General features: G+C 38.1%; 21 protein-coding genes. 5 read left to right on the top strand and 16 right to left on the bottom strand.

Translation table 11 applies throughout. The features are described from left to right. Positions 1–38: 38 nt before the first annotated feature. Together Ami103574_RS16170 and Ami103574_RS08175 are read right to left on the bottom strand one after the other, a co-directional pair. On the bottom strand, positions 39–269 hold the full coding sequence (locus Ami103574_RS16170) for a DUF6933 domain-containing protein (protein ID WP_408609078.1): 231 nt from the start codon (positions 267–269) through the stop codon (positions 39–41). A gap of 163 nt (positions 270–432) precedes the next feature. Further along, positions 433–1,323 carry a LysR family transcriptional regulator gene (locus Ami103574_RS08175; RefSeq protein WP_163066447.1) on the bottom strand — a complete coding sequence of 297 codons (891 nt, stop codon included), beginning with the start codon at positions 1,321–1,323 and terminating at the stop codon, positions 433–435. 131 nt (positions 1,324–1,454) lie between these two features. Here Ami103574_RS08175 and Ami103574_RS08170 point away from each other — a divergent pair, with 131 nt between their 5' ends. Continuing rightward, positions 1,455–2,234 (top strand): dimethylarginine dimethylaminohydrolase family protein, encoded by a 780-nt coding sequence (locus tag Ami103574_RS08170; protein ID WP_207710485.1) that lies wholly within the window; start codon positions 1,455–1,457, stop codon positions 2,232–2,234. A gap of 206 nt (positions 2,235–2,440) precedes the next feature. Here Ami103574_RS08170 and Ami103574_RS08165 read toward each other — a convergent pair whose 3' ends face one another. Continuing rightward, a complete protein-coding gene (locus Ami103574_RS08165; protein ID WP_163066445.1) occupies positions 2,441–3,040 on the bottom strand; it encodes a DJ-1/PfpI family protein in 600 nt (199 codons plus the stop codon). A 35-nt stretch (positions 3,041–3,075) separates the two neighbouring features. Continuing rightward, complete coding sequence (locus tag Ami103574_RS08160; RefSeq protein ID WP_163066443.1) at positions 3,076–5,028, bottom strand: heavy metal translocating P-type ATPase; 1,953 nt, start codon at positions 5,026–5,028, stop codon at positions 3,076–3,078. A 511-nt stretch (positions 5,029–5,539) separates the two neighbouring features. On the opposite strand from Ami103574_RS08160, the gene Ami103574_RS08155 reads away from it, so the two are divergent. From Ami103574_RS08155 to Ami103574_RS08140, 4 genes are all read left to right on the top strand, one after another. Next, entirely contained in the window at positions 5,540–5,920 is a 381-nt protein-coding gene (locus Ami103574_RS08155; RefSeq protein ID WP_163066441.1) for a DUF4183 domain-containing protein, read from the top strand. 65 nt (positions 5,921–5,985) lie between these two features. Then, positions 5,986–8,604 carry a DUF4183 domain-containing protein gene (locus Ami103574_RS08150; protein ID WP_207710484.1) on the top strand — a complete coding sequence of 873 codons (2,619 nt, stop codon included), beginning with the start codon at positions 5,986–5,988 and terminating at the stop codon, positions 8,602–8,604. A 109-nt stretch (positions 8,605–8,713) separates the two neighbouring features. Then, positions 8,714–9,085 (top strand): hypothetical protein, encoded by a 372-nt coding sequence (locus Ami103574_RS08145; RefSeq protein ID WP_163066437.1) that lies wholly within the window; start codon positions 8,714–8,716, stop codon positions 9,083–9,085. A 32-nt stretch (positions 9,086–9,117) separates the two neighbouring features. Further along, complete coding sequence (locus tag Ami103574_RS08140; protein WP_246213112.1) at positions 9,118–10,008, top strand: hypothetical protein; 891 nt, start codon at positions 9,118–9,120, stop codon at positions 10,006–10,008. A 361-nt stretch (positions 10,009–10,369) separates the two neighbouring features. Here the strand turns inward: Ami103574_RS08140 and Ami103574_RS08135 are convergent, their stop codons facing one another. From Ami103574_RS08135 to ruvC, 12 genes are all read right to left on the bottom strand, one after another. Further along, on the bottom strand, positions 10,370–11,821 hold the full coding sequence (locus Ami103574_RS08135; RefSeq protein WP_163066435.1) for a hypothetical protein: 1,452 nt from the start codon (positions 11,819–11,821) through the stop codon (positions 10,370–10,372). 140 nt (positions 11,822–11,961) lie between these two features. Further along, positions 11,962–12,792 (bottom strand): HNH endonuclease, encoded by an 831-nt coding sequence (locus tag Ami103574_RS08130; protein ID WP_163066434.1) that lies wholly within the window; start codon positions 12,790–12,792, stop codon positions 11,962–11,964. A 132-nt stretch (positions 12,793–12,924) separates the two neighbouring features. After that, on the bottom strand, positions 12,925–14,247 hold the full coding sequence (locus Ami103574_RS08125) for a hypothetical protein (RefSeq protein WP_163066432.1): 1,323 nt from the start codon (positions 14,245–14,247) through the stop codon (positions 12,925–12,927). A 130-nt stretch (positions 14,248–14,377) separates the two neighbouring features. Continuing rightward, complete coding sequence (locus Ami103574_RS08120) at positions 14,378–15,412, bottom strand: hypothetical protein (protein ID WP_163066430.1); 1,035 nt, start codon at positions 15,410–15,412, stop codon at positions 14,378–14,380. A 101-nt stretch (positions 15,413–15,513) separates the two neighbouring features. After that, the gene (locus Ami103574_RS08115) at positions 15,514–17,079 is read right to left on the bottom strand and encodes an RNA-directed DNA polymerase (RefSeq protein ID WP_163066428.1); all 1,566 of its coding nucleotides are present in this window, start codon (positions 17,077–17,079) and stop codon (positions 15,514–15,516) included. Between the two features lie 192 nt (positions 17,080–17,271). Next, positions 17,272–18,426 carry a 23S rRNA (uracil(1939)-C(5))-methyltransferase RlmD gene (gene rlmD, locus Ami103574_RS08110; RefSeq protein ID WP_163066426.1) on the bottom strand — a complete coding sequence of 385 codons (1,155 nt, stop codon included), beginning with the start codon at positions 18,424–18,426 and terminating at the stop codon, positions 17,272–17,274. A 65-nt stretch (positions 18,427–18,491) separates the two neighbouring features. Beyond that, positions 18,492–19,613, bottom strand: a complete 1,122-nt coding sequence (gene tgt / locus Ami103574_RS08105) for a tRNA guanosine(34) transglycosylase Tgt (RefSeq protein WP_163066424.1) — start codon at positions 19,611–19,613, stop codon at positions 18,492–18,494. Positions 19,614–19,728: 115 nt separating this feature from the next. Further along, positions 19,729–20,793, bottom strand: a complete 1,065-nt coding sequence (gene queA / locus Ami103574_RS08100; RefSeq protein ID WP_163066422.1) for a tRNA preQ1(34) S-adenosylmethionine ribosyltransferase-isomerase QueA — start codon at positions 20,791–20,793, stop codon at positions 19,729–19,731. A gap of 102 nt (positions 20,794–20,895) precedes the next feature. Then, positions 20,896–22,341, bottom strand: a complete 1,446-nt coding sequence (locus Ami103574_RS08095) for a SpoIID/LytB domain-containing protein (RefSeq protein ID WP_163066420.1) — start codon at positions 22,339–22,341, stop codon at positions 20,896–20,898. A gap of 76 nt (positions 22,342–22,417) precedes the next feature. Further along, complete coding sequence (gene ruvB / locus Ami103574_RS08090; protein ID WP_163066418.1) at positions 22,418–23,437, bottom strand: Holliday junction branch migration DNA helicase RuvB; 1,020 nt, start codon at positions 23,435–23,437, stop codon at positions 22,418–22,420. A gap of 53 nt (positions 23,438–23,490) precedes the next feature. Further along, entirely contained in the window at positions 23,491–24,087 is a 597-nt protein-coding gene (ruvA, locus tag Ami103574_RS08085; protein ID WP_163066416.1) for a Holliday junction branch migration protein RuvA, read from the bottom strand. Positions 24,088–24,136: 49 nt separating this feature from the next. Beyond that, positions 24,137–24,643, bottom strand: a complete 507-nt coding sequence (ruvC, locus tag Ami103574_RS08080; RefSeq protein WP_163066414.1) for a crossover junction endodeoxyribonuclease RuvC — start codon at positions 24,641–24,643, stop codon at positions 24,137–24,139. Positions 24,644–24,677: the final 34 nt, after the last annotated feature.

The following is a 24,677-nucleotide window of genomic DNA, read 5'->3' as shown; positions in this document are numbered from 1 at the left end:
TAGATTGTAAAAATTTTCGGCTGCTTCACAGCCTTTATTTAATCTGGCCATCGTAGTCCTGTTTTGTGTTTTAGAAAACAGGACCTCTCCTGCATTTTTAGATACGCATCTATCATTTCTGGATTCACCCCATCACTCAAAAGAGTTTGCCGAATCGCAGATATAATTAATTCTTTTATATTTTTCAGTTCTTTTGCTTTCAACCCATAGAGAATAACATTATATCGGCTAGCATCATTTACCAGAATAATGATTTTTCTTCTGCCCACCTACTTATCTTGAAACTACCGAGCCTCTTGCTCCAACAGGTCATTGAGGGTTTCCTACACGCTGGTGTGCACCAGTTCCTTTAATTCGCTCTTGATGATTTCTTCATCATCCAGCACAGGCTGAAGGTATCTGGTGGTGAATTCATAATCCCTTGGAGATATGTCATAGTTCGATAGACTTGTACTCCTCAGCTATCCAGCGACGTGCATACTCGTAAAACCTTGATGCTGCGCCAGACAGAAGGTGACGGCTGCGGCAAGCGATTCCAAGGTCGCGATAGCCCTGAGGGTCCAGAGGAATCGCCACAATTCGTCGGTCAAAGCCCTGTATCATCATGACAGACATAAGACTAATGCCCAGCCCTTTCTCTACCATGGCGATTACGGCGTGATCGTTGCTTTCTACGAAACATGCGTCTAGGTTCGTCCTGTTTTTCTCCAGAATAGCTGTAATCTCATCCTCTACCCCCTCGTTGAGTGCAATGTACGGCAGCTTTGGCAGCTCGGAAATGTTGAGTTTTTCCATTCTAGAATAGGGATCATCTTCAGAAAAAATGGCTACGATGGGGTCACGGTACAGGAATTCGGACTCAAGTTCCGGTAAAGTTGGGTATGCAACAAAACCCACATCCACTCGTCCATCAGCTATCCAACTGACAATCTGAGTATCTGTTCCATGCAACAGTTCGAATCTGATTCCAGGGTAATCATGTTGAAATCTCTTTATAATCCCAGGGAGCCACTGTGCAGAGACACTGTTAAATGTTCCAATTCTAATAAGACCTTCACGAAGGCCATTGATCTCTCCGACTCGCTCGGAAAGTCTACGTTGGTCATGAAGGAGCGTTCTTATATATGGCAACAGCAGTTGCCCTTCTGTAGTAAGTTGTACACCATTTCGTCCTCTAGTTAATAGTTTTACATTCCATTGCTCCTCTAATGTATTTAATGCTCTAGTAAGTCCTGATTGTGTGTAGCCAAGCTCCTCCGCTGCCTGAGTCATTGTTCCAGTCTCGACAGCTTTGACAAATGCCTCGTATTGTGAGAGACTCATGTTTGACCTCCTTGCCCATTATATGATTAATACTCATGGAAACCATGATATAATTGCTGTTTACGAATCTTTATTTATATTATATACTCAAAGCATAGAAAACATCAATTTAATTTTATGGAGGTATAAATATGTTTACAAAAGCTATTACCAAAAAACCTTGCAAAGCATTAATCGACGGAATATCCACAGCTCAGTTCGTAGCAGCAGGAGAAAAGCCAGAGTACGAATTATCCGCCAGACAGCATGATAAATACGTTGAGATTCTTGAATCTCTTGGACTAGAAGTTTTAGATTTAGAAGCAGATGAGCGTTACCCTGACTCATGCTTTACAGAAGACCCAGCCGTTGTTATGGAGCGTTGTGCAGTGATCACAAACCCTGCAAAAGACTCCCGCAATGGCGAAAAGGAAGAAATCCTTCCAGCGATTCGTAAGTTCTACTCGGATGACCAGATTTTTTACATCAAAGCTCCAGGAACAATGGAGGGCGGTGATGTAATGCGTACAGGAGATCACTTCTACGTCGGTCTAAGCGACAGAACAAACGCAGAAGGCGCCCGCCAGTTCAACGAAATAGTTACAAAGTTTGGATACACTTCATCCACAGTACCTGTAACAGAAGGCCTTCATCTAAAGGATTTCGCAATCTACCTTGAAAACAACAATATGCTTGTTACAGAAACCGTTGACAAGCTAGAAGCTTTCAAAGACTTTAATCGCTTCATTATAGACCCTGACGAACTTTACGCAATCAACAGCCTGTACATTAACGGTACAGTTCTTGTTCCTGAAGGATATCCTAAGACTCTTAAAATCATCGAGGACCTAGGCTACCCGGTAAAGCTAGTTGATACAAGTGAGTTCAGGAAAATAGACGGCAGCCTCACTTGCTTGTCACTAAGATTCTAATACTAATTCATATTTCTAACGCAGCTTCGGCTGCGTTATTTTTACGATCAGAGAAAAAAGCTTTAGGCAGAAACAAAGCCACGACTACTACTCTGTTTTCGGAGCAGCAACCGTGGCTATTGTTTAATCTAAAGCTACAAATTCCGTTATAGTTTTCAAATACGTCTCTGGGACTCCGTTCGAAATTTGCTCTGCGTAAGCCAGCGTTAATTCCCTAAATCAATATCATATTCCATCCTTTTTGCTGTGATTTTTGCAATTTCTATACCTAATAATTTTTTCACAATATAAAAAGACATATTTATTCCCGCCGATATTCCCCCCGATGTAATGATAGGAAATGCGTCAACAAATTTGACGTCACGTATAACTCTAACTTTTGAGTATTCCTCTTCTAATCTATCAATATCCATCCAGTGTGTTGTTGCTTGTCTTCCATCCAGTAATCCAGCTTCAGCTAATAAAAATGCACCAGTACACACAGATGCCATTATTTGCACTTGAGTAAAACTTCTTTTAATCCAATCAATAGTCTCTTGGTTATGAATTTCTATTTCTTCCGCGCCATACCCTCCGGGAATAATTAAAATATCAAATTGAGGCGCATCATGAAAGTCATAGTCTGGTTGAATTTTTAATCCATTGCGGGTGCTAATTAGCTCTTTTTTTCTGGCTATGGTGTACACCTCGAATGCTTTCCCCGTTGCCGCAGCGTTTTCTGTAATGGAAAACACCTCAAAGGGACCCGCAAAATCCATTACCTCAACTTCGTTAAAAAGCAGTATCCCTATTTTTCTGCGTGGCATATATTTTTACCTCATTATTTTCTTTCTCTTTCTTTTTATTCGGATTTATTATTAAAAGTATTTCTCAATAGTCGTAAACCATTTACAATAACAACTAGTGTACTTCCTTCATGAATTAGAACAGCATACGACAAATTCATAACTCCTACGATATTCATAGTAATTAATGCTACTACGACCACCATTGAAAAGGCAATATTTTGCCATACGACTTTTCTGAGTTTTTTAGCTACTATGTGTGTGTATGCCAGCCTATTCAAGTCATTTTTCATAAGAACTGCATCGGCTACATCAATCGCAATATCCGTTCCATCTCCCATGGCTACACCAATATCTGCTGTAACTAACGCCGGAGCATCATTCACTCCATCACCGACCATTGCGATAATATTGTACTTATCTTTTAATTCAGTTATAATACGTGACTTATCTTCCGGCATAACATTCCCTTTTACTTCGTCAATTCCTAAAGATTTTCCTATAGCTTGCCCTGTTTTAACTGCATCTCCAGTAATCATTACTGTATGAATATTTTCATTTCGGAAATATTTAATTGCATTTTTCGCTGTTTCTTTTGGAATATCTTGAATTGCAACCAGTACAACAACAGTATCATTTACGCCAAAGTATACGACAGTTTTCCCGTTGCTCTCAAAGTCTTCTGTGTATTGCTTAATCTCACTGGAAACGGTTTTGTAAGATGATGGCTTACCAATTTTGTAGTCAATTCCATTGTACTTCGCAACTAAGCCAATTCCTACAAGATTTTCCACATCAAGATCCAAATTTTTTGATTCTGAAAGATGTTTTAAAATCGCATCAGCAAGAGGATGGTTTGACTTCTTTTCCATAGAAGCAATAATATCAAGATAATTTTCTTTTGACCCTTCAGAAACAGATGAGTCAAAGAATACATCTGTAACAACAGGTTGCCCTTGTGTTAAAGTTCCGGTCTTATCAAAAGCAATCGCTCTTAAATCTGAAAGATTAGAAAGATAAGATCCACCTTTAAATAAGACTCCACGTTTAGCCAAATTACTGATTGCTGACAAAGTCGCTGGAATATCTGTTGCTGCTAAAGCACATGGGGATGCAGCAATCAGAAATACCATTGTCCTATAAAAACTTTCCTGTGAACCCCATACAAATACTGATATGCCTAGCCAGTAAAAGATTGGTGCTAATACTAATACAATCGTTACATAAACAGGCTCAATTCTTTTAATCAATACTGCTGTCTTTGAAATATTTGTTTGAGTTTGGCTTACTAACTGTAAAATTTTCGAGAACACTGTATCGCTTGAATCTTTTGTAACCTCCATGGTAAAGCTGCCTGAGCCGTTCATTGTACTACCAAAAACAGTGTCTCCAACTTGTTTTTCCACGGGAATGCTTTCACCAGTAATAGATGACTGATCAATTGAAGATTCTCCTGTCAAAATAATTCCATCCGTGGGTACTTGATCTCCATTTAAAACACGAAGTCTATCTCCAACTTTTAATACCGAAACATCAACCTCTTCTTCTCGTCCATTTTCTTTTAATAAACGAGCTTTTGTAGGATTAAGTTTCAATAAATTTGTAATTTCTTTTTTACTTTTGCTTTCAGCATACTCTTCTAAAAAGTGAGCTCCAGCAAAAATCAGAATTAGCATAGCTGCCTCATGATATTCCTGAATGATCAAAGCGCCCATAGCCGCTAATGTCATTAACAAGTGAATATTCGGCATAAACCTTTTAGATTTAATTGATTCTTTGATGGTATCCAAGAATCCTTCGATGATTATATGATAACCCGCTGTCACCAATGCGATTAAGTTCAGTGCAATATTTAATATCCCACTATTAACAAAATATGCACCGATAAATGCTGCCAGCCCTGTAAAAAACAATGCCACCGCAGTTTTCCCGCCGTGATTATGACCCTCATCTCCTTTATCATGCTTGTGTTTGTGATTTTTGTGCTTGTCGTGGTTTTGTTTGCTCATAGTTCATTTTCTCCTTATACAGTAAGGGGGGAATAATGATGTGGAGAAACCCTAGTGATTCAGCTTTAACGTCATTATTCCCTTTTATTATACATGTCACATGAAAATTTATCCATAATTATACTGAATTGTATAATTAGCATATAATCTTTCAACAGGGACTCGATCAAGTTGCCCGCCTCTGATAAGTTATGAGAAGCATAGAATTTCAATGTCTGTGCTTTCATATGCCTGATGACACTGAACCCCAAGATCCACCCCTTCTTTATCAGCAAATACGGAAATTTCATGAACAGCAAACAAAAATACAGTCTAAGCATCTGCTTCATTCTTAGGCTTTTAAAGATGAATTATCCTTGTTGTTTTTTGCAATCGGTGTTACTAAAAGACATGTAATAAACCGACGCTATTTATATATTTCTGCAAGTAACATTATAACCACCCAAATATGTTACAAATCGGCATCTTACACATATACTAAAATGTAAGGAAAATAGAAAGGAGAATGATAATGGCTACACAATTATTTAGACTTGCAATCGATGCTACTACTACTACTGATGTTGATGTCAATCCAGAAATTGTAAGATATTTCTATCTTCTAGATGAAACTGACAGAACAAGTGGTGTCCTTACTGTCCCAGCAACGAAATTTATAGATGATGCTGGCGATATCTTGACTGGTAATCTTACAACTGCTACTACCAAAAATGGATATTATATGCTATTTATAAATGGTGTATTACAGCAATCTAGTCTATATACCGTTAACACTGATGGGTCCCAGGTTACTGTTAATGACGCAGCAGCAATCCCAGTTGGAGCTCCAGTTACTCTAATTGTAACTAACTTTGCTCCAACCTCTGATTCTGACACCACAGTAACAACTTAATTAATTAGGGATGTGCTATCATTGCACATCCCTTTCATATATGTATTTACTTGGAGATGGTCACTATGTTTGAAGATAACATACATTCTATAAAACAGGAAAAGAATTTATTAAATGCAGAGGTCTATCAATATAATACGCTGTCTGATGGACTCAAAAAAATTTATACGGATGATGATGAATTAATTCAATATGGTGATAGAGGCATTCTCGATCCTAATGATGTCTCTTTTTTTAACCTGTTCATTAACGGAGTACTGCAACCAAAGGTTAATTATGAGATACAAAAAGGCCTTCTCCTTCTTAAAACGGAAGATGTTCCGATAAAGGATTCTGCAATTATTATCTCTTTCATTACTTTTGAAGATAATAGCACAAAATCGGCGAAACTTAATTCTGCTATAGTTGAAGGCATCCTTCCTTCAGGAATGATTTCCAGCGGTCCGGTAACAGATATAAGTATTTGTGTAGGGAATAACATAAGTAATTACCTTTATTTGGAAAGTATTCTTTTGTGTGGGCCTGAATGTATTCCGTCAGGCTGTAACGGAATTTGGGAATTCACCTTAACAATAAGTAATATAAGCAATATTCCCATTTCAAATATTCTTGTAACAAATACAATTCTATTAGATTTAATTACTAATATTGAAAATATCTTTGCCTCCTGCGGAAGTATATTAATAAAGGATGGAGTAATTACCTGGAATATTGATACTTTGGGCCTATGCGAATCCGCTACTGCTAATTTTAGAGCAGCGGGTTTCTTTCAAGTGGAAGGAACTCGCTATATTGGTAGAACCATGGCATATGGAAGTACCGTCGCAGGCTCTGTAAGCACTGATATTGTTGGCATAAACCCTATCAATGTTAGTCCAGGATTAAAACTCACTCAAACCATTATCTCAGGCCCTACAAAAGTAAGTGTTAATACAGTTAATACATGGAGAATGGAAATAAAAGTATCTAATCTTAGTGCTAATACTATATCCGAGCTCCTGATAAGGGATCTCCTGTACATTAATCATATCAATTGTATAAAAATCATCAGTATTTCTCATGGAATAGCTGCTATATCAGGCAATGAACTTCTTTGGAACATTGAGGTACTAAGAAAACTAGAGACTTCAGTTCTTATGGTAGATATCACAGGCTGCTTCTGCCAGGACGGATTTAAACCTCTAGGTATTGCCCTAGGCGTAGGAAGGGTGAAGACAAAAAAAATTCTTTCTAATTATTCTCAAGATTTTCAGATTGAAGTTTTTTCAAAGAAAAATATAGCAAAAAAGAAACTGCTATTACGGACCCGTACTATTAGTAATTTTACAATGACATTTTTAGGTCATCCTAAAAAATGGACTTTCTCTCTCCATATTACAAATACAGACAGTGAAACTATAAATAATCTTACTGTCATAGACTATATTTTTTTAGATGAATTTAAGAACATAACGATTAAATCTATAACATCGGGTAAAATATCAGTCTCTGATAATTCTATTATATGGATGATCAAAGAAATTTTTCCCTGCGAAACTTTGACTGCTATTATTGAAGTTGAGGGTTTATTTAATACCGCAGGATGCCGTTCACTAAGCAGAGCTATTGCCAGCGGCTCAGATTCAAATTCATGTATTATTTCCAATATAATCTCGGAGTGTCCTGTTCAAGTTTTTTTCCCATACGAATGGGCAAAGCCTTTTGCCTGCAACAATGCAGCTATCAACTATGCATCTGACATTTTTGTGTCTAAGACTTATCCCAATCTCTTGCAGCAAGAAAATTTGTTATCTGTTCATGACAGATCAATTAGTATTCATAAAAGCAATCATTGTCCAGACATATTTGGTGATTTAATGATTGAAAAGTATATCGTATCAGGTCCCCTGGAAGTTAATTCAAATAAAATTAATACTTGGAGAGTTGAAATAAGAATATCTAATTATGGATATGGTCCGGTTAATAATATTGTCATGACTGATACTTTACTATTAGATGATTTGATTTGTTTTAATCCCATAAGTTTTACCAAAGGTACTATATCTGAAAAAAACAATATAATAACCTGGGATGTCGAAACTTTAGATTCCAAGAATACAGTGGTATTACTAGCAGAAATTATCGGCTCTTTTCATACGAAGAATAATAAAATATTTAATGTTTCTGACTATCAATATAATACCGTTTCAAATGGTATCAAAAAAGAATTTACCAATACAGATGAATTATTGATATATGGAGAAAATGGTATACCTGATCCAAATAATGTATCCTTCTTTAATCTCTACATTAATGGAGTATTACAGCCAGAGACTAATTATTCTGTCGAAACTGGTCTTCTAACCTTAACCATAGCAGAACCACCAAAAAAAGATGTACCCATTATTCTTGAATATTTAGTAATCAAAGACAAAGACAATCAACTGATTAAGGCAGAGACCTATCAATATAATACCTTATCAAATGGCAAAAAAACATATACTGATGCAGATGAATTAACTGTTTATGGCGACCAGGGGATTCTGGATCCTAAATATACTTCTTATGACAACCTTTTCGTGAATGGAGTCATTCAACCAAGTATCAATTATGTCATTAATCCGGGAATTCTTACATTGACAGTCGAAGATGCCCCTATGAAAAATTCTCCAATTTTAGTAAAATTTATTTCTTTATATTTATAAGGATTAAAATTATTATTCTGAAAAGTGTATGCTAATTGATATTTTTCAAACAAATTCATATAGTATAGATAATAATTGGAATTTAAAATATATTAATAGGAGTTTATCAATGGACAGCAATACAAAACTGATGAGTATCGTTTTTAATTTAGAAGATCCCCTACTCACAATAGAATATCCATCTGATATTCTATTGTTTAAAACCTTTACCACACTTCAAACCAATGCACCTATATGGACACCTGGTACTAATAAGAGTATTTTCCTCACTGCATTGCAGGTTTCTTCGTCTTCTTCACTAGTTGTCCAATTAAATAGAGGAAACAATGCCACCTTTATGTCAATAACTCTTAATAGTACACTTGCTACCTATGGTCTAAGCTTTCCCTCACCAATTGAATTTAATCCTGGTGAGATAATTTCCCTTACAACCAGTGCTGCAGGAACAGTTAATATTACTCTTTTAGGCTATGAGTTATAATGCATTAATAGGCATTTCAAGGAGAGCGACATATGAAATATAATAATCAAATCAAGAATGACATGCCGACAATAAAACCGCAAACCCAATTAACGATAAAAAAAAGTTCTGATATCATTAATTATTATAGCTTAGGTATACAACCTTCAAAAACAGTTCTTTGGACACCGGAATCACAAAAAAGTATTTATCTCACCTCTGTCCAACTATCGGCTCCATTAGCCGTATCAATTTTATTAAGTGATAATGATACCAATTTTATATCTCTAAAAATAACACAACCTTTTAGCACTGTTAGTCAATCCTTTTCTTCAGCCTTCAAACTTGCAACTGGTCATTCACTTATGTTAAATACTTCTGATGAGGAAATATCCTGTAATACTTATGGTGCTGTAACTGCTACTCAAGTTGCCTATAACAGCAAAAGTGATTTCACTAATGTTAATAATGCAATAGGGCTTTCCAACGGAACACTGGCTTCTCTAAGCTCTGCTCTGCTTGTTCAAACCGGAGGAAGGCTTGTCTTGGGATATAGTATGTTGCCAACTCAATACAAGTATTTAGAGATTAAACAGGTCACAATAAAATATTACTGTCGCCTTAATCTAACGCTTGCGGTAGGTGTTAGTTCCATGATTCTTTATTGGCGACCAAATAGCCAGGCAGATTGGATTAAATTGCAAGAAATAAGTCTGTCTATCCTAGGATCTGTGAATTATTTAACCAACCCAATTGAATATGATATTACAGATAGGGTCCGGGCAGCATCTGACCCTTGGGAAGTGATCAATAACTTACAAACATCTTTTGTCGGAACACATACCGGTCTAGGCGTTGGAAACACAATACAGTTAGATGCTATAGAAATTAAAATCTGCATGGCAGGTAAAAATCAAATTACAGTTTTCGGATATGAAGCTTAGTTTTACTGCAATATCTGATTATCAATGGAAGATGAATACCTTGTGGTCAAATTCTATTTTCCGTTCTATGAGTCGCATTTCTCCAACAAACAAACACACTCCGTATGCCTTGAATGGGCAATAATGATGCCGTGAAGAACTGGTGGTTCCTTGGAAGAGTATTTCACATGCTATTCAAAATAGAATTTTGTCTGAAATCACCAAGCTCGCTCTGGTATAAAACTGTAATTCATGATTTATTATGAGCTCTTCATTAGGTTCAAACGATATATATTGTATCACAAGCTCAATTGCGCTAACAAGACTAATAATTCAACTTTAATACAATCTATCCACATTATTGGTTTTTCAAATATACGATCTAATTTTTCCTTCCTTCTATTGGTTCTGCAAGTAATATCAACGTTTCTTTAGGAACTCCATTATATAGACATTCCTGTGATAAAAAAGATTTAAGATTATCCAAAGTAATTTCAATTTTCTCTTTACGCTTATTATAATTATCTGAAAAAATAAATATTACTTCACCATTTTCCCCAATCAAAACATCAATATGTCCATGCATTAAGGCATTTCTCATTCTCTCAATAACATAATGCTGCAATGGGCTTTCATAAACATTATTATCTATAACATATTTATTTAAATTATCTCTATCATAAATAAACATTGAAACATTAACATCCGCATATTTCATATTTTTACAATCGTCATCTTCGGTTCTCAAAGCGAAATTAACCGTCATAAGATAAGTAAAACCCAGTTCAAACATTAGTTTGGCATTTTCATCTTCCTTTAGTTCCAATATTACTTCTTTCAATTGTTTTTTATACATTTCTACTTCAGAATTAGTAAAATTTCCACAATTCTTGATTATTGAATATTGATACAACACATCATTAAAATGTCCAATATGTACTAGAAAATTAGAAAGTTCAGTTTCAAAATCAAGTAATGTTTTTAATCCATAAAAATATTCTTCTTTGCAACTAAGTTTAAATTTACTAACTAATTTATTATATATTGATAGGTCTACCTTATCTTTTATAGGCACTTCTTTTATATTAAGTTTATCTTTATGTTCCATAATAAAAGCACATAATTTTTCAAAGTCATTATAAATATGAGCGAGTTCACTCATTAAATGAAAATGGTAAGCGTTATTTATTTTATTACATGTTATTTCATAAAAATTAAACTCATTTCCCATTCTCCCTTTTTCAAAAGAATATTTTGAAAAAAAAGTACTTTTAAATAAAATGCCATAACTATAATTACTAAAAAACATTTTAATAAATTTATGTAGAATAGGTTCAAACACAATTCCCCAGTCTTTACGAATTCCTTTATGTTTATTATATAAATTATAATAAATCAATAAACCTCTTTCTTGTGACATAAAATGTCCGATATTCATATGTGCCATTGCATGCCTAATTGTCGCGACCTGATCCCATGGTGTTTTTTTCTTTCCATCTAAAGAATAGTAGAGATATTCACCGTCTATTTCTGAACTTATTCTTTCATTTTTAACAAACGCAATGTAATCCAGTAGTTCTTCATCATTAAAAATTTCTTGGAATAACTCTTGATAATCGCAGTAACCTTTGCAATAATGATCTAGTTTTTCTTTATTTAGCAGGAGCAAGCAACTATCAATAAAAACTCTAAATCTGCCATAATCAAAGCCTTCATGCGTAACTAGCTCTTCTGTCTCAAGTTTATTTACTAAATTCTTTATGTTAATTCCATCTTTGTATAATAATTGGTACTCTTTAATCAAACTTATATTGTTATTCAAATAATTCTGCAATTCTAATCTCCTACTATACCTTTAAGATAACTACACAATTTTACTCCTAGATAAAAATTACAGGCTAAGATTATTGCTATTTAGACAAGATTAACTTTTGTCCCTAAAGTATCTTGGTGGGTAAAATTCAAATAATTAATTTACTCCATACCACAGAGCATAGCATTTCCAGGGACATCTTCAAATATAAAACCGGGTTTCTCCTGTATCCATACAAGATTTCTTCCATTGTTTGCTCCACATTCTGGGCAATGTATTGTTTTATTAGTATGACGCTCTTTGTCCCACGTACAAATAATAAAATGTAAACCACAATTTAAGCATTTAACTTTAACTTGTGTATATGTAGGAATAGTTCCAATCAACCCCTGGAGAAATGTTTCACCTGTAGGTGAAATATGCAAACCACCATCTTCTTCGGACAATAACTCTTTTTCCAATAGTTCAATTATTTGTCTAGGATACTTATAATATTTTTCAATATTCAAGAAAAACATATCACTTCCTATTTTTACATAAGAATATTCACCATCACTGTTCATAATTTGAATATCAGTATTATAAAAATAAGTTTTCACTAAAATTTCCATAGATGTTTCGCTTATATTATTGCCCACTTCTTTTTTTTGTAACTCATCTTTTAAGAGTGAAACAATTTGAGTAAAATCACTGGGAATATTAATATCTGATACTGGCAGCTTTCCCTCTGATACCATTTCATATACAATATCTCTTGAGCTTTTCAATTCAGCATCTGTAAAAGCTCTTGTCATATCCGTTTTGGTATGAATAGCAGAATGGCATTGTATACATACAGGGATAAGGTTATCTAACTCGTCTGTTCCACCTCTTTTTTTCTCTTTAATATGATGAACTTGCATAGATAGTGGTAAATATTTTCTACATAAGCAACAATGTCTTGCAGATTTAGAAAGTGCAATTGCTGAATTATTATTTAATTGTGTTGACATATAATTCTCCTTAATTATTTTAAATCATGAATTCTAATTGAACTTGAATCTAATATGGTAATTTTATTTAGTTAGTTTTATATTGCATATCTTAAGATGTTATTAGTACTCCTGCTTGTTTAAAACCACTTATTATATCCAAATATCACGTTCTCTTAAGTATGATGTTGTAATATAGTTATTGCTCTTTGTTTTTTCTGTCAATTCTCTAATTAATGAAGCTGTATCCGTAATAATTTCTGGCTTTAAGAAGTCAAATAAAATATAACCCATATGTTCTGCACCAATTTGCATGTTAAATCCATCTTTAGATATTGTAAATAATTTTGTGTCTATATCAATATTGTATAGACTCTTACCACTATATAATTTGCTTCGTTCTGTCTTATTACTCTTTTTACGCAATTTCGAGTTGCTTTCAAATTTAATTCTCCATCCACTCTTTTCGAATCTCTTTTTAAGCTCTATCATATCAATATAACACTCTAAAATTATTTCACCAGATAATAACTGTAGAACAATTTCCTCAGAAAAGGGGTAAGCTACGTACGAAATTCTATTCCTGTAGATTTCACCATTGGAAATATATAACGTATCTAAATTAGAAAGGTCACTCCAATGCTTTGATAGTTTAAATGGTAATTCTAGACTATCAATTTCAGCAGTTACTTTAAATGCTCTAATATACATCATTCTATCAACGAAAGTACCACATATACCTTTTTCATTACACATAGTTATAATATTTTGTACAGTGTCTAAATTCGAGTATAATGGCATATCAGTATAATGAATATAGGCATTTTTACTACCGAATTTAATCACACCAGTTTTTAGAGCATTGTCAATTTCTAATACCTTACTTGCTTGGTTAGATAAATCTCCACCTTTTCGTAACAAGTTTCTGTAAGCGTCAGCATCCCATACTTTCTTACCTGCGCTCTTAATTTCTAATACATTAGGATATCCTTTTGAATCAATAACAGTTAAATCTCCAACTCTCATGATATTTGTTATATCGTGAATGATAACCTGATTCCCATAGGTCACTTTATTAATTGCTACATCATCCTCTTTTGAAACTTCGTGCTTCAGGTAACCTGGAGATTTATTCTGTGATAAAAGCCTCATCAAAGGTCTATTAAAACCCAATTGTCTCCAAGCTATTCCATCTGCTATTTCTTTCAAAATATGTCTAAGTCGCATATTGAAAATAATATTAGGGTTGTCCTTTTGAAATTTATATTCTTTTTGCTGCGCTTGTATTATCTGCTCAGCTTCCATTATAGTCTTTGCAATAGCTAATTGTATTGAAATACTGTCGATAGGAGAACGGTTTATTCTCTTTGACCTACTCAATCTTAGTAGTTTCAATAAATATGGCTTCCACTCATTATAATAGCTACTGCCCGCAAATTTTATTATTCCTTCAAGTATATTTTTATTATCCACCATGTTACATACCCTCTTATTCTAATCTGAATAATAATATCACGGTACTCTATATCCTAAACCTTATTTTTGAGCCCTACATATAACTTCTTGAAAGCTTTTACTTTATTACTCATCCAAGTATAGGCATTTATTAGTATCCAAAAATTAGCTTTTCATAATACTTTATTTCTTTTAATATTTTCTCTTGATCCACTTCACGTTTTCTTCCTAAATGATATTCCATAAATCGATTTTTTGCATTTGTTATAATTGTCTCATAGTAAAACTCTTTCCATTCTATTAGATATTTTTCTTCAGGCACAAATTCGCTAGTAAATGAGTCAGTAATTTTATCTCCATTTATAACTGTTTTAAAATCCGAATTCAACTCTATATAATTCTGTAATCCTTGATCTTGAGTCACAAAAATACTACTTACTGGTGCCTTCTGTAATATTGACATATCCTTTATCATAGTTAATCGTCTGTATGACATAATGTCCAGCAACGCATTAATTAAAATTCGAATTGCAGATTTTCCTTTTTTAATTTTTCCAAATTTCATAATTCCCTCTGCTATATTCTTTTCTTTTTGAGTTCCAATGAATATCATTTGGCCTAACTGAAATTCATGGGCCATGAAGCAATTAATCTCTTCCGTCATATATGCATAAAGTTTCTTAACTTTTTCCATAGGCTCAATCTTACAATTTGATAAATAGAAAATTATAATAGTGTATAAGTACATTAGATAGAATATTTTCAATGAACCTATTTCATCTGAAAATATGATTTGAGGTAATTTGCAGTCAAATATTGAGTTAAATTCTCCACTTAGTTTTTCTTTACAAAAAGGCTTAAATTGAGGTGCATGATTTATAACTTCTTCATCAGCGCAGTTCATAAATAACGTATCAATAACCATCATGAACTTATTCATAACGTCCGCATTTATTTTATTTGTACCAAAATTGAAGCTAATCTCTAATAACGCATAATCATATATTATCGTACCAGTATTTCTGCAAAGAATTATAAACTTTTTAACTTGTTCGGTTAAAGTATCATCTCTACCACATCTTCCATCAAAATAAAATTTACCAACATTGATCAAAATATTAGAATCTATACAATATAAATTGCGACCAGCACCTATATTTTGTTTATAATACTTAATATCAGCCATTTTTATTTCCTTATATTTAAATTTGAATAGAGCATCAAGATTACGTTCTAATCATGTTGAGTTATGAATCAGATTATTAGTTGGGTGTTATAAGTATCAAATTAAAACTCTTTCATTGCCCATTCAACAATGTTTTTTTCCAATATATCTAAACGATTATTTATTGATCTATACCAATGCTGTGCTTCATCCCCGGGTAAACAAGACATCGCAGCTAAAAGGGCTCTCCTTTCCCATTCAGGAAATCTGTCAAAATTTCTTTTTTGTGACTTGAACCAAGAATAATTATTTGATTTACCTAGTGCTAAAATAAGTTTTCTTCTCGAATATTCATCTGGAAATTTGTTTAATAGTCCAACATATTTGTCTTTACTATTCCAAGATTGATCGTTAGCAAACAAGTCAAATACCCAGGCTCTATGATATTCCAAATGTCCGACTATTGAATTATCTATAATTGAAATAATCTTTTCTCCATAACACGCCTTTTGTTCTACGGTAAGGCAATCCAATTCATTTATATATGTAAAGACTACTTTAAATACGGGATAAAGCTTATCAATATTATCTAAACATAAATCAATAGCTCCGGGGTTATCTAGTCTCCCCATTCTTGTTAAAATGAATGAAACAAGTCTTATATCAATATCATCAAGCCCTAATTGCTCTTGCAAAATATCAATCATATTCAATTCATCTATACGTTCTTTGATATCCTCAGGAATATCACCATATACTATTGCATCATAAGCATCAATATCTAATTCATTAAGTATTTCAAGAAATTTCTCAGATAAATTATTTAATGTTTTTTTAGCCTCCGAAATCAGATGTATTTCTCTAAATTCTTCAGCTGTCAAAATTCTAGTTTTATGTTGCTGCAAAGTTAATCCATGATTCTCAAAGAGTGTGTTTGCAAGAAAGGCCAAACTAATGTATGCCTCTTTTTTAGATGAACAAAATATTCTATAATCATCAACAAATCTACAATGCTCAAAACCTTCACTTATCAAGGCCCTATCGACATCATCTAAAACTAACTCTGCAAGCAATCTTGTGGCTGATTGACCAACGGGTATTCCATATGAAACACTATAATTCCAATCATTTAACATCTTTTTAATTCTTAAAACATGATTACTTTTATTTGTACATGCACTTAATGCATTTTCTAACGGATGAGAATATATTCTAGGAAAAAAGTCTGCAATATCTGCTACAACTACATAAGGTTCTGCAAAAATATCTTTTTCTTTTTCCTCTAATAGTTCTGAACTTTTTCTTTGGAAAGCACTCCAATTATACATATCCCCATGACTAGTAGGTAAAAATCTATTTGAGAACGCTACTTTTTTTTCTTTTGGCAATCTATATTTTTCTATATCTTTTCCAATTTCATAAACAAGACTAGTAAATAGTATACAATCTAATGGATCGAGTTGAGTTGCAACCCTGAAACCATATTTATGCTTTGGAGTAAGTAATCTCCTATAAGGCCTGACATTCCATTTCAAAATATCTTGTTGTAGCAAATAATCTTTTAAAACATTTCCCCATTGATAACGTATGGCTTTATATTCAAATGGAATTGGAAATATATCTGTGTCGCCATATTTTTCAATATGTTTTAGTGCCCATTCTAGACTATTCTCAGAAATTCGTAACATTTTAAGTACTCCAAATTAATTTTACTTCATATAACTTCTGTGTTTTTCCTAAATTACTCTTTATTTATACTTATTTTTACATTATATACCATTAAAATTATTATTACAAATAGGTAATGTTTTTCACGGTAAAAAGCACCCATTACAAATGGATGCAAATTATTTATAGAACTTTATATATTAGCTAGCCATTTATCTCTTCTCCAACAAACAAACACACTCCACATGTTTCGTCATCGGAAAATTATCATAAGCCTTCACCGACTTCACCTCATATCCGTAAAGCTCCATAAACTGCAAATTCTCTGCCAAGGTTTTCGGATTGCAGGAAATGTAGACAATCTGCTTTACTCCGTAATTCACGATTTTACTCAAGGCTTTATTCTGGATGCCTACTCGCGGCGGATCTACTACGATGACATCCGGCTTTTCCTCAATGTGATCCAGCACATCAAAGACATCTCCTGCTAGAAATTCACAGTTGGTCAACCCGTTTAACTGAGCGTTGACTTTGGCGGCCTCTACAGCTTCCGCCACCAGTTCTACACCGATGGCTTTCTTGGCTTTCAAGGCCAGAGCCTGAGTGATAGTCCCCGTTCCGCAGAACAAATCGTAAACGGTCTTTCCCTCTAGCTGGTCAATTAACCCCAATGCGCTGACATACAGCCGTTCCACCGCCTCTATATTGGTTTGGAAAAAGGAAAATGCACTAACTTTAAAATCCAGTCCTAAAATCTTTTCCATATAATAGTCCTGTCCCCACAGGACTTTCAGTTCGTCACAGTTGACGGCATCGGCCAGCCCATCGTTGATGGTCCGCAGGATTCCTACCAGCGGGTTGTTCAATTCCAAGCTCTGGAGACATTCCACAAAAGCGGTTTCATCAAAAAATAGCTGAGAGGAAGTCACCAGATTGACCAGCAACTGGCCGGTTCGCTCCCCTTTACGGACAATCAAGTTTCGCACAAGGCCCTGATGTGTCTTCTTGTGATAAAACCCATAGCCCTGCTTCCCGCAAAATTCCAGAACGGCTTTTAACAGAATATTAAAGTCCGGATCCACCAACTGACATTCATCCACCGTAACGATGGACATAAAGCGGCCCTTTTGATGCATACCCAGCGTCATCTCGCCATCCTTCACCTGGTCCCCAAAGGTATATTCCATCTTATTCCGGTAGGCGTACTGCTTGGGGCTGCCTTCGATACCTAAAAACCGATCTGCCGGTATGCCTTTGGCTTCCAGAAGCCGCAGGACCTCCCGGCCCTTCATTTCCACCTGCTTATCATAAGGGATGCCCTGGTGAATACAGCCTCCGCAAAATTCGTCGTGCTTACATACTTCCATACACTGGTCCTCTCTCCTGAGTACTTCTGCCCAGGCCATTCTATATTCAGCAAGAAGGCAGGTTTTTAAAACCTGCCGTACTTCGCATAAAACTCATTTTTATATTCCAAAAACCGCTCTTCCTCAATGGCCGTGCGAATGTTTCCCATCATCTTCACTAAGAAGTGTAAGTTGTGATTGGACAGCAGCATGGCTGAGAGCATTTCATCACACTTATATAAGTGCCTCAAGTAGGCCTTGGAATAGTTTTTGCACGTATAGCAGTCGCATTCCGGGTCTAATGGTTCAAAATCACGCTCATATTTAGCATTCTTAATATTTACCCGGCCATAAGAGGTCATGGCCATGCCGTGTCTGGCAATACGGGTCGGCAGAACACAGTCAAACATGTCCACTCCACGCTCCACGCCTTCAAAGAGGTAATCCGGACTGCCTACACCCATGAGGTATCTGGCCTTTTCTGCTGGCAGATGATCCACGCAGTCGTCCAATACATCCAGCATCAGTTCCTTAGGCTCCCCTACACTCAGGCCGCCGATGGCATAGCCCGGCAAGTCCAAATCCACAATCTGCATGGCACTCTCGTACCGCAAATCTTTGTACATGCCCCCTTGCATAATACCGAACAAGGATTGGTTTTCCATATTCTGATGGTATTCCTTGCATCGTTTCAGCCATCTGGTAGTTCGCTCCAAGGAATTCTTTACATAATTCCGGTCCGCAGGATATGGCGCACACTCATCAAAAGCCATCATAATGTCTGATCCCAAGGCATTTTGAATCTCCATAGACTTTTCCGGAGAAAGCATGTGCTTAGACCCATCGATATGGGAGCGGAATTCCACGCCTTCTTCAGTAATCTTTCTCAAAGCACCCAGACTGAAGACCTGAAAGCCGCCGCTGTCGGTGAGGATAGCTTTGTCCCAATTCATAAACTTGTGCAGTCCGCCTGCGGCCTTGACGATGTCATGACCTGGCCGTAAATACAGGTGATAGGTGTTGGACAAAATAATCTCTGCGCCCATTTCCTTTACCTGCTCTGGCCTCATGGCCTTTACCGTAGCTGCCGTGCCCACAGGCATGAACACGGGAGTTTCAATAGTGCCGTGGGGGGTGGTTACCCGCCCTCTTCTGGCCTTGGTCCGCTGATCCGTCTTTAACAGTTCATAGGTAACTGCATGTTTCATTTATTACATTCTCCTTTTGTTCTCTTCTATAGTATGTCAGCTCTAGGCCAACGGTTACTTGTCTTCACTGGACAGCCCGCGGCTTTCACTCTTCGCAGCTGACTGCCTTCTTCCATTACACAATCAGCATGGCGTCCCCGTAGGAAAAGAAGCGATATTTTTCGGCTACAGCTTCCTGATAGACCTCCAATATCCGCTCCCGATTGTACAGAGCAGAAATCAGCATCAGCAGAGTAGATTTTGGCAAGTGAAAATTGGTAATCAGGCAATCCACAGTCTTAAACTGATACCCGGGATAAATAAAGATACCGGTATTTCCGTGGCCAGTTTCTACTTGATAAGAAGTTGCTCCTTGATTTTCCTGTAATACGGCAGCACTTTCCACCGTCCGGCAGGAAGTGGTTCCCACAGCGAAAATCCGTCCCCCTGCGGCCTTTGTCTCATTAATAATCTGAGCGCTCTCTGGGCTGACCTGATATTCTTCAAAGTGCATCTTATGCTCTTCCACCACTTGGCATTTTACCGGCCGAAAGGTACCGATTCCCACATGTAGAGTCACATAGGCCAGTTTTACCCCCATGGCTTTAGCCTTTTCTAACAGCTCCGGCGTAAAGTGGAGACCTGCCGTAGGTGCAGCCACAGAACCTTCTTCCTTACAATATACCGTCTGATAGCGGTCGCGGTCCTCTTCCTGGCTGGCCCGCTCAATATAAGGCGGTAAAGGCATACTGCCTAGTTCTTCCAGCCGCTCTAAGAAAATCCCCTCATATTCAAACCGCACATGACGGGTACCTTCTTCACCATAATCTATTACGGTAGCCTTAAAAGCAGCAGTGGCGCCTTCTCTGGAAAAGTCTACCACGTCTCCCGGCTTCAACCGTTTTCCTGGCTTGACCATAGTCTCCCATAGGTCTCCCTCCAGCCGTTTAATCAGCAAGAACTCTACCTTGGCACCAGTCTCCGCCTTTATGCCAAATAGCCGGGCAGGCAGTACCTTAGAATCATTTAGGACCAGGCAGTCTCCTGGCTTTAAATATTCCAAAACGTTGTAAAAGTGTCGGTGCTCCAACTCTCCTGTCTGGCGGTGAACCACCAATAACCGAGAATCATCCCGCTTATCTGCCGGTTTTTGGGCAATTAACTCCGGGGGCAAATGGTAATCAAAATCATCGATGTGCATGAATGTGTCTAACTCCGTTTCTCTCTATTTTTAGCTGTAATCTTATCTGTAGTTTTATTGACATACTTAGGCCCTGTTTACACAACAGTCCCCTTTGGGCGATTAATCTATGGTGATGTCTGTATAATAATACTGTAAAATCTCGTCGTATGTAAAGCCTTTCTTGGCCATTTCCACAGCACTATCCTGAGGCAGGCCCACACCGTGTCCGTAACCGTACCCCGTAAAGGTAACCGTACCGCCGCTGACACTCTCAGTGGACGGATTCAGCGGCTGCTGGGAGCTGCCGGACGAATCTTTTAACGGCTTCACACCGCTGGTGCTGTAAACGTAGAGACTATCTATATCCGCCTGCCGGGTGGTGCCGCTGCTATTGATGGCATAAACGCTATCCGGCAATTGGGAAGCTGTTGTTCTGCTTTGTGGCAGGACGTAAGCCTTCCCCGTATTTGCATCGTTATTGGTATTGACGTTCGGCTGGGCGCTGCCCTCTGCACTGATGGTGAACATAGTGGATTTAATGGCAGTAGAGCCCAAGACTGTGCGAATCTTATCTTTTTGCAAAGTAGTGGTGCCGCCAGTGCCACTGAACTGGATTGTGCCTACTGCCCCAGACTGATTCCGTCCAGTAATGGCCACATTGGTCACCGTTCCCACGCTGCAACCTGCTGCCGACAGCTTGCTGGACAATTCCGCAAAAGTATAAGTCTGACTCCAAGGATATACAGGTGAATACTCATCTTTGACGGCTTTCAGATAACCTACGTTGCCGCCCCATACGTCCTGAGAATTCAGAGTATAGCCTCCGCTGTTTTTATAGAAGAAAGCAGACACCGTTTTGCCGTCGTACTGAATGGTCTCTCCCTTGGTCTCGTCTACCGCCTGAATCGTCTCCGGGTATTCGTCGCTTACCCCTTTGTAAACTTGACAATGAGTGGTGCTGCAAAGGTCAAAACCATATGACTTATGATTCCCCAAATTACAGATTGCATAGCTTCTGGCAGCTACCGCCTGAGTCTTTAAGGCTTCCGCTGGATAGGTACGGCTCAACTCGGCATTGATAACACCATACAGGTAATCTTCCACAGACAGCAGGTTAATGATAGTCAAGCTGCCGGAAGTGACATTAAAGAGGATGCCCCCTCGGTAGGTGCTGCCATTAAAGGTAACATGACCGCCGGTGTTGTCGCTATACGGCATCAGACAATTGGCGCCAGCCTGGTCTTGGTTCAGCTGAAGGGTGCTGCCGGAAGACGTAACTCCGAGTACCTGAACAACGCCCCCTTCCAGACGAAGAGTAACCTGCTTCACATCAGGAAAAGAAGCCAGCTCCGTGAATCCGTCATTGCTGCCAACCCCTAAGCGTAGGCCGCTGTCAAAGGCAATCTGGTATTCGCTGGTGCTGGAACTACCATATTTCAATCCAATGCGAATATATTCCGGCATGGAGCTGGCCGCCGCAGTGCCGGTATTATAGACGGCACTGGCCGTCAACAGTACAACAGCAGCCAATGTGGTTGACAGTATTTTCTTTATGTTTATCTTCATATTCTTCCTCGTTTCTTGGCTCTATTAAATCTTTTAAGCTGCAATATAGCCCCGACAGACAGGGTGCTGTCTTCTGTTATCCCTGTTCTGGAAGCTGGATGCCCAGATGCTTATACGCCTGTTCAGACACCATGCGTCCCTTCTGAGTCCGGTGTAAAAACCCCGCCTGAATGAGATAGGGCTCGTACACGTCTTCGATGGTTACCCGGTCTTCGCCAATCGAGGCGGCGATGGTATCAATGCCCACCGGCCCCCCTTTGAATCGCTGGATAATCAGCCGCAGCAGCTCTCGATCCAGGGATTCCAAGCCGTATTCGTCTACACCAAGGGATTTCAAGGTGGCGTTGGTAATCGCCAAATCGATGACTCCGCTGCCTTTTACCTGGCTAAAGTCCCGCACTCGTTTCAACATGCGGTTGGCCACCCGGGGCGTACCCCGGGAACGCCTGGCCATGGCTTCCAAAGAGACCTCATCCACCTGGATATCTAAAAGTCCAGCCGACCGCTTGATGATTTTCTTCAATTCGTCTATCGTGTAGAGCTCAAATTTACTGATTACTCCAAACCGATCTCTCAGAGGGGCCGACAAACTGCCTGCTCGGGTTGTCGCACCAATCAATGTGAATTTAGCCAAGTCCAAGCGAATGGATCGGGCCGAAGGCCCCTTGCCGATGATGATGTCCAAGGCGTAATCCTCCATAGCCGAGTACAGGACTTCCTCTACTGACCGATTCAACCGGTGAATCTCGTCTATAAACAACACATCGTTCTCATTCAAGTTGGTAAGAATAGCGGCCAAATCTCCCGCCCGGTCGATAGCCGGCCCGGAAGTAATCCGTAGATCCACCCCTAGCTCATTGGCAATAATCCCCGCCAAGGTGGTTTTTCCTAAACCCGGAGGCCCATAAAAAAGGACATGGTCCAAAGGCTCCTTCCGTAGTTGGGCCGCTTCAATAAAGATTTTCAAATTATCTGTGGCGGTCTTCTGGCCGATATAATCTTCTAACTTTTTTGGACGGAGGGTGAATTCTCCCGCCTCTTCGTCCTGGTTCTGATTGACCGAGGTTACCCGCTCATCATATTCCATAAAATCCATTTTATCTGCTCCCGTCTGTTCTTCCCGTTGCTCTTGTCACCCCGTTACGCTTGTCAACACAACCTTTTCAAGGCTCGCTTTATGTATTCTTCCACTGTTAATTCCTGCTCAGGAATACCTGCCAGCGCCTCCACAGCCTCGCCCTTGCTGTATCCCAAAGCCACCAGTGCGTGAACCGCTTCTCCTTTTTCATTGACCTGAGCACCAGTCACCGCCTCCGTAGACAAGCCACCGCTAATGGCCTCTGCCCCATCCAGCTTGTCCTTCAGTTCCAGCACAATTCGCTGTGCAATCTTCTTGCCAATGCCGTTGGCTTTGGTCAACGCCGCTGCATCTTCAAAGATGATGGCCTTTTGCAACTCTCCCATAGGCAGCGCCGACAAAATAGCCAAAGCTGCCTTAGCTCCTACACCGTTTACCGTCATCAGCTTGCGAAACAGCTGCAAGCTTTCCCGGTCTGCAAACCCGTAAATGCTGATGTCGTCCTCCCGGACAATCATCGCCGTATAAACCTGAACTTGCTGCCCTTCCTTAGCCAGATACATCGCAGAATTATCGGGTACGTATACCTCGTATCCCAGACCGCCAGTCTCGATGACTACGCCGCCGCTAAACTGTCCGGCTAAGGTTCCCTTTATAAAATGAAGCATGTAATCCTCCTTCGCTTTTCTTCTATGTTATCCGAGTCTTTGCCTTCCCTTATCGGGCTTTCAACAACTTGGCAAGCCGCTGGCTGGAATTGGCTGAATGACCATGACAGATAGCCGCCGCCAAGGCATCCGCCGTATCGTCGGGCTTAGGTACCTCTTTTAAATTTAGAATCGTTTTGACCATGGCCTGAACCTGCTTTTTCTCTGCCCGGCCATAACCTACCAGTGCCTGCTTAATTTGCAGCGGTGTGTATTCAGCAATGCTCATGCCAGAGTTAGCACAAGCCAAAATAGCCACTCCTCTGGCCTGTCCCACCATAATAGCGGTTTTAACGTTGGTGTTAAAAAACAGCTCTTCCACAGAGGCTACTTCCGGCTCATATTCCACGATAATCTCCATCAAAGAACTGTACAGGCATTTCAATCGGTCGGTCATGTCCATAGAAGCCTCCGTCGTAACCGCTCCATATCCACAGACCTCAAAATGGTTGCCTTTCATATCTATAATTCCGTAGCCCAGAATGGCGTAACCTGGGTCAATGCCTAATATTCTCATAAATTCTCCATTGCTTTCTATTCTATCATAAATT

This window comes from Aminipila butyrica, assembly GCF_010669305.1.
Lineage (GTDB): Bacteria > Bacillota > Clostridia > Peptostreptococcales > Anaerovoracaceae > Aminipila > Aminipila butyrica.
The sequence above is the reverse complement of the archived record's forward strand: the minus strand, read 5'-3'. Positions and strand labels throughout refer to the sequence as shown.